The organism is Acidovorax sp. KNOB132 (genome assembly GCF_057541515.1).
This window is the reverse complement of sequence record NZ_BAAJYT010000197.1, coordinates 1-6,593: the sequence shown is the minus strand read 5'-3', so window position 1 is coordinate 6,593 and position 6,593 is coordinate 1. Positions and strand designations below refer to the sequence as shown.

Sequence of the window (6,593 nt, the reverse complement as noted above, 5' to 3'; positions counted from 1 at the left end):
CGGTTGCCCGCCAGGTCGTAGGTGATGCGCACATCCGCGCGGCTGTCGAACACCGCCCGCAGCCGGTTCTGCGCGTCATACACCAGGTGGTTGTCTTGGTACACCACGTTGTCCAGCACCCCGGAGGACAGCAGCACGTACCCAAGGTACCTTTCAGGGCAAGCGCCCCGGCGCGGTCACCGCCACATTCCGCGCGATCAAGTCATAAGTCAATTGCTATCAATTAAATAGCGCGCAAGGCATGAATTTCTAAGGCGTAAGGCCGATTTAATGCTTAAACCAAAGGATCGAGCAATTTTCGGCACGCTCAACGCCGTTTTAGGGGCCCTGCAATCAGCAACTCCCTCGGAAATGACCTTGCAAGCGGGGCTCTCGGGGCTTGCGGTCTGCTGCAAAAAATGTGAACTTCCATCAGAAGTGACCAAACCCTGGAAATAAGGAGCGGACCAATTCGCGATCTCTACGAGGACCGGCTCATGAAATCGAGCCCGTAAAATCAGCAGCCAGCTTCACGAAATCGGCAAAGATTCAATGGCCTCACACAGAAATCAGGCCAGGCTCGGTGGTCGCAACTTGCGACCACATAGACCCCGGCCCTCAACAGTCAAAGGGTTGGGTGAGGCAATCATTTTTTAGCTGCTATTGAACCGGCAGACATACATGAAAACCGACGTGATTCCTCATAAACAGATACGCGCCATATACGACACCGACACCATTCGGGTCTATCAGGCGTACAGCGATGCAATTGCCGATTCGGCACTGGCGCACGGCCGCTTCGTCTCGCCACCGTTCAAGCTGGAGCGCATGACGTGGATCAAACCGTCTTTTCTGTGGATGATGTACCGCGCTGGCTGGGGCTTCAAAGAGCCTGGGCAACGCCGCATCTTGGCCATTGACATCACGCGGAAAGGCTTCGAGTGGGCTTTGGCGCACAGTTGCTTGAGCCACGCAGATCCGTCGATGAGCAAGGAAGAGTGGGAGCGGCTAAAGAGTGAATCTCCGGTGCGCATCCAATGGGACCCGGAGCGCGATTTCTTGCTTCAGCCATTGCCGCACAGAGCTATCCAGATCGGGTTGAGCAAAGACGCCGTAAAGCTCTACGCGAGCGAGTGGATTCGCCGTATCACCGACCTGACGCCGCTGGCTCATGAGATTCATGCGCTTGTGCAAGACAAGCAGTTTGAAGACGCAAAGAGAAGATTGCCCGTCGAACATCCTTACGAGCAATCAAGCATATGAGCCGAAAGGCCCATACACCGCACTACCGCTTTTCATAGCTTCTTCGAACTCGACCTGACCAAGCAGGGAGCTAGCTTGGTCAGGCCATTTCTCGGAGATATGCCGAGACCAGTTCTCAGCATCCATTGCGTGAATGGGTTGCAGAATTTCTTCCGGGTGCAGGCCGTCTGCTGCAAGCCTTGTCAGTGCCTTTTTTGCAGCTTCCCCGTAGTCATTGCCTGGCGCATAGCAACTGACATAGGCGCCTGAGAATTCCATTGGCATTATTGAATTCTCTAGCCGGCGCACATGGAACGGAATAATAAAAATCTTCACAAAACTAGTCCTTTTAAATCACAAGTTATGCGGGTCAATTCTGCGGACCGTACCCGGCTTAATAGCATTTCTCAACCACTGGATTTGCTCAGGGGTTCTCAATCCAAACTGATCCGCAGCCTTGTTTACGTCCACACGCAGCGGAGCCATTGGATTTATTTTGACATCTAGTCCCTTGTCATAAACCGAAGATGCCCTGAGCCGATCCAGAAGTGATGCGTCAACTTCAACTGCTGTGACCGTGGCATTACCACCGCGGTTCACAAGCGCAAACTCTTTAGCGCGTTCTGGCTGCCCGATATTGACGAACAAGGCTCTTTCTCTACCAGAGCCTGTCGTAACCACCGGAACAGTGCCGTCTGCCTGAATACGTGGAGCAAATCCTCCGTCATCGACACGGTACAAAGTGACTGTCTTTCCATTTCCAATGTTGCCAAGTGATTTGCCAATAACGCCACCAAGCCCGGCACCAGCGGCCACACCCATCTGGCTAGCTGCTCCACTATCTATAGCAACGCCTGCAATGTGGTCTAACGCTTCACGGTTTAACCCCCCTCCTGCCAGAGCGCGAGCCATGTAACCGTTATAAGTGCTGTCGCGGGACCACACGGCCCCGGGCTGCTTTGTCAACTCCTTATATTCTTGGGCAAGAGCGCGCTCTTGCGCCGGTGTTCGCGGACTGCCGTCGTATTCCATGTTGACTAGATCACGGATACGACCCTGCCGGTCAAATTGTGCAATTTGCGTGGGAGTTTGGAGGTCAGCCATGACTGGCCCGGCTCCTAAAGACCCTGATTGCGAGTTGATGGCGGTGGCCGCCTGCGCCGCTGCAGCCAGCCGATCCGTGCGCATCGAGCTCTCCCTGGCAACGGCCTGCGCCCCTGTGCGGGCTGGGCCCATGTCGTCCAGGTCGATGTGAAGCTCTTGGGCCGGTTGCACCATCGGTACACCATCACGGCCGATCTGCACCTGGCCAGTCCGCAGCAGGTAGCCGTAGCCGGCCATCTGCTGCTGCCTGTCAAGGCCGATGCCTGCCAGCGCGGCCAGAGGGCCCTGGCCTTGGCCCACGACGGCCGTTCGGCGGCTGCCGTTGTAGTTATCACTCTCGATGTCGGAGCCATTGCGGTAGTCAGGATCCGATCTGCGCGTCATACACCAGGTGGTTGTCTTGGTACACCACGTTGTCCAGCACCCCGGAGGACAGCAGCGTCTTTTGCGCCATCTTCTCCGACACCCGGTTGCCCGCCAGGTCGTAGCCGTAGTTGGTGCTCTGGCCCAGGTAGTTGTCCCGGATCTCGATGCGCTGGCCGGCTCCGTCGTAGCGGTAGTCCAGGCTCTTGCCGGCCCCATTGCCCTAGTGCGTGAGGTCGCCCGCCCGGTTGTAGGTGTAGTGGAAGTCCACCGTGCCGCCACCGGTCTTGCCGTCCGTGCGCCCGATCAGGCGCCCGAAGGTGTCGTAGGTCCAGGACTGGCTCATACCGGCCGCATCCGTCTGGCCCACCTTGTGGCCCAGCGCGTCGTAGCGGTAGCGCATCTGGTAGGCCAGGGGTGCCACCGGGGTGTTGTCGACCCCGGGTTTCTTGAGCGGGTCTGTGACCTTGACCGTCTCCTGCCCGCTCAGCACCACGTTGCCCGCCCGGTCGTAGCGGTAGCGCGTGATCGGTCCCGTCAATGACCGCGCGGACCATGCCCACGCCGCCCACAGTCTGCCTGGCCGCTTTCACGGCCCGCAGCATGAAGGTGGAGGTGATCTCGTATTCGCTGGGGGTGGTCAGGTAGTCCCCCATGCTGCGCCCGTCCACCGCATTGCCGTTGTAAACCGAGTACAGCGCCGTGGTCCCATCCACCGGCACGCTGGCGATGTAGCCGTCGTTCTGGTACGCGTTCTGGTACCAGGTGCCCGGGTTGAAGCGAAAGTTCGGATCGCTCTTTGGCTCCGCATAGATGGGCTCTCGTCTGCAACACCCCGCCGTTGTTTGACTTGCCAACTACGAGTGCTTCGCCCGCAGGCGTGCTCGTCACGTAGCGGACGTAGAACTTAACGGAGGCGTTGGGCACGTGCGGCTGGACTTAAAACTGAAGACCTGACCCCGAGCCCGCCTACTCATCCCGACGCTGCGGACTTTGCTAGCAAACACCTATCCAAATCAGCAGTCGAGATCCCTGGCGCACCTGCTAGCAGCCAGTCCGAGAACTCTTGAGGGAACGGACTTAGCCATTTCCCCTCTTTCTGCTGACGCTCTGCGCCCTCTCCGAACTCGGCAACGAACTTCAGGTGATAGAGAGCTGCTGTCCACAGGCGTGCAAGCTGTCGATCATCCGGCGCTCCCTCAGATTCCTCGTTGGAATACGGGGACTCGCCCTCCAACATTAACACTAGTTCTCCCGCGTGCCCGCTTCCTACAAGGTGTTGAATGACTTCAGTCTTAGTGATGGCTTGATGCACTTAAAACCCAAATGTGAAGATTTCGCCGTTCTGGGTCTCGACGGTGCGGAACCCAAGCTTCGACATGGACTTGCCAAACGGCGTTTGCCAAGCGGCTTCAGCAGGAGCCACACCTTGCCCCAAAGCTCCTCGATATGCCTCAGCATTTGTAAGACCAAACCGAGCGGAGACGTTACTGACGTTTTCAGCGCCAACACCTTCTATTGCGCGAGACAACAGGTCGGTACCGACTCCACGACCGGGAACTGACGTGGAGTACCAATCAACAAATAATTTTCCGTCAGGCCCAAGGCGTGCAAGCAGCAGGTCGCTGCAGGCTGTGCGCGAATCGATCACAGCGCCTGTTACACGATCAAACTGTTTTTTAGATAGCAATTCTATTTGCGGGCTTTAACCTTGTTGCCTCAGTTCTGTGCTGAATGACAGCCCTGAACTATGCGCTGGCTTGGAGCCATTTCCAGTGTTGCCAAATTAAAGGTGCCCGACAACAAGCCGCGACAGTCACATGTGGTAACCCCTGTCGCCATAGGCCGCTAGAAAGTCATGAACGCCGCGCTTCACTACCTTAGTATCGCTGTCGGTTCGATGTGAAATAGCTGACCGTAGGTCTGCAACAACTTGCTGCAGTTCTGAGGATTCATTCAACAGGCCTACGTCTTCCACGACTTCACCAAGCATTGCCAAAAATACGGGCGCCTCGCATGAGCCCGAATTTTCTCGGGCATATTTATAAGCAACAGCTCGATTGGCTCGATAAAGCATGTTAAAGGCAAAGGCGCGCAAATGCACATCTCCGGCCGTCGAACGCAACAGATTCAGCGCTAACTTGCCGCCCGTCGCAGGTGCGAGATGAACCACCTCTATCAGTGCTTGAGACGCTTGCTCGTAATCCTAAGGCTCTCCACCTGTCTTACCAAATCTTCAATCTTTGTAGACAACTTAATCTCCAATAGGCATAAACCTGAGTGTCGAAAGGTAGTTTGTGCCATCCGGCAATATGGCCCACGTGCTATTGACTCTCAACGAACTGTTTGGTCCGATAAGCGTGCCAGGCACCCACACCCGATTATTCGGCGTTACGGATTGGCCAGTTTCAAGCAAATTCCTCAAGATAAGGTCATTATTTTCGAGAGTGTTCTTGAGGCCAATGCTTTCGAGGTTTTGTGCCATGGCTTGCGAACGCTCGAAATTGTGCTGCATATTTTTTAGTTGGTCGATACGCACTTGATTTCCGGGATCGAGGTCAAATGTTTTTCTGTTCTGCTGCTTGAAAGCTTGCAACTCGGACAGCTCGAGCGATAGATTTGGGGACCTGTAAGGAGCTTTCAGCAGCATAACGACTTGCATCGGCTACCTGCACCCCAGGTGTATTGCCGTAATTAGTGGGATTCTCAAATGCATTGATCCAACTCTTCAGTCCGCTATTCTGCTGAGCTAGGCTCTCCCCCAGCGCATTCCCGAACGCATCGGCCGCCACCTGCTGCACGCTGATGCGCCCGCCCCGGGCTACGGCCGTCGTCAAGCCCGCTGCGAACCCACTCAAGCCCGCCTTGGCAAACAACTCAGGCCCCACGGCTTGTGGCAGCTTGGCGCCATTGGTATCTCATACCCCAACCTGCAGCGGCGCCTGCTGCGCTGGCGGCGACGCCCTTCCAGTCAAAGCGATCCTGCAAGCCCGTGAGCACGCCCACACCCTGAGTGAGTGCATTGGCCGTTGCGGAGCGCAGCACTGTCATTCCAAGGTCTTGGCCTCCCAGCAACGCAGACGTATTCAGCCCTGCAGAGATTTCCGCACTCACCACCGACATGGCGAGGCTCTTCCAATTGAAACCGTCCTGGGCACCCGTGATGTTGTTGGTCACCTGCCCTGACACATTGCCCGCCACCGCGGCAAGGCCTACCGGCACGCCGTAGGCCATCATGACGATGGTGACCACCATGCTGATGATCTGCCCCAGCCCACCACATCCCCCTCCCTGCCCCGCAGGCGCCGGCAGATTCGGATCCATGCTCCCCGTCACCCGGCTCGGGTCGTACGGTTGGAACGTGTCCACGTTGTTCGCGTTCAGCGCCAGCTTGGGCACGCTCAGCGTCTGCCCCGCTGCCAGCTGCCCGTCGCCCGACACCGCCAGGCCATTGGCCTCCGCGATGCGCCACCACAGCTTGGCATCACCCAGCACGTTGCGCGCGATGTCTTTGAGCGTCTCCCCGCCCACCACCGTGTAGGCGATGGCGTCCAGGTTCGCGCCTTTGAGTTTGAGCGGCGCCGCGTTCAGCCGGAACTCGGCCGTGTCCACGTACTTCGGTATCTCGCCCGCGTTGGCCGGCGGGTTCTCGCTGTCGGGCGCGTCGCCGTAGCGGGCCAGGACCTCGCCATTGGCCACCAGCTGGCGCTGCACGTGGCCCGGGTTGACCGAGTCGCCCACCCAGCCGCCCAGGTAGCCGCCTGGCTGTTCTGCACGCGGCCCGTGTGGCCCCGCGCCCTGGTTCACGTACACGGCGTTGCCCTGCACCGTCGTTCACGAAGGCGCGGTTGAACCGCTCGTCGGCCACACCGGTGTCTGCTCGATGTTGCTCACGAAGCCATTGG

8 protein-coding genes are annotated in these 6,593 nt (G+C 57.7%); 1 reads left to right on the top strand and 7 read right to left on the bottom strand.

Annotated elements, in window-relative coordinates; translation table 11 throughout:
• Positions 1–660 precede the first annotated feature (660 nt).
• Entirely contained in the window at positions 661–1,242 is a 582-nt protein-coding gene (locus AC27IO_RS18590; RefSeq protein WP_498740112.1) for a DUF4291 domain-containing protein, read from the top strand.
• Here AC27IO_RS18590 and AC27IO_RS18585 read toward each other — a convergent pair.
• From AC27IO_RS18585 to AC27IO_RS18555, 7 genes are all read right to left on the bottom strand, one after another.
• Positions 1,231–1,557, bottom strand: coding sequence for a hypothetical protein (locus tag AC27IO_RS18585; protein ID WP_498740110.1), 327 nt, complete (start codon positions 1,555–1,557; stop codon positions 1,231–1,233). The two genes, AC27IO_RS18590 and AC27IO_RS18585, sit on opposite strands and share 12 nt — an antisense overlap.
• A gap of 18 nt (positions 1,558–1,575) precedes the next feature.
• Positions 1,576–2,709, bottom strand: a complete 1,134-nt coding sequence (locus tag AC27IO_RS18580) for a hypothetical protein (protein WP_498740109.1) — start codon at positions 2,707–2,709, stop codon at positions 1,576–1,578.
• A gap of 202 nt (positions 2,710–2,911) precedes the next feature.
• Positions 2,912–3,229 (bottom strand): hypothetical protein, encoded by a 318-nt coding sequence (locus tag AC27IO_RS18575; protein WP_498740108.1) that lies wholly within the window; start codon positions 3,227–3,229, stop codon positions 2,912–2,914.
• A gap of 774 nt (positions 3,230–4,003) precedes the next feature.
• Entirely contained in the window at positions 4,004–4,378 is a 375-nt protein-coding gene (locus tag AC27IO_RS18570) for a hypothetical protein (RefSeq protein ID WP_498740107.1), read from the bottom strand.
• Positions 4,379–4,504: 126 nt separating this feature from the next.
• Positions 4,505–4,861: a hypothetical protein gene (locus AC27IO_RS18565; RefSeq protein ID WP_498740106.1), complete on the bottom strand. Its 357-nt coding sequence runs from the start codon at positions 4,859–4,861 to the stop codon at positions 4,505–4,507.
• An 81-nt stretch (positions 4,862–4,942) separates the two neighbouring features.
• Positions 4,943–5,338, bottom strand: a complete 396-nt coding sequence (locus tag AC27IO_RS18560) for a hypothetical protein (protein ID WP_498740105.1) — start codon at positions 5,336–5,338, stop codon at positions 4,943–4,945.
• 227 nt (positions 5,339–5,565) lie between these two features.
• Entirely contained in the window at positions 5,566–6,516 is a 951-nt protein-coding gene (locus AC27IO_RS18555) for a LysM peptidoglycan-binding domain-containing protein (protein WP_498740104.1), read from the bottom strand.
• Between the last annotated feature and the right edge of the window lie 77 nt (positions 6,517–6,593).

What these genes read in the sequence shown, in the direction of transcription:
- AC27IO_RS18590 (WP_498740112.1), top strand. Translation starts at nt 661, where the DNA reads ATGAAAACCGACGTGATTCCTCATAAACAGATACGCGCCATATACGAC.
- AC27IO_RS18580 (WP_498740109.1), bottom strand. Translation starts at nt 2,709, where the DNA reads ATGACGCGCAGATCGGATCCTGACTACCGCAATGGCTCCGACATCGAG.
- AC27IO_RS18560 (WP_498740105.1), bottom strand. Translation starts at nt 5,338, where the DNA reads ATGCTGCTGAAAGCTCCTTACAGGTCCCCAAATCTATCGCTCGAGCTG.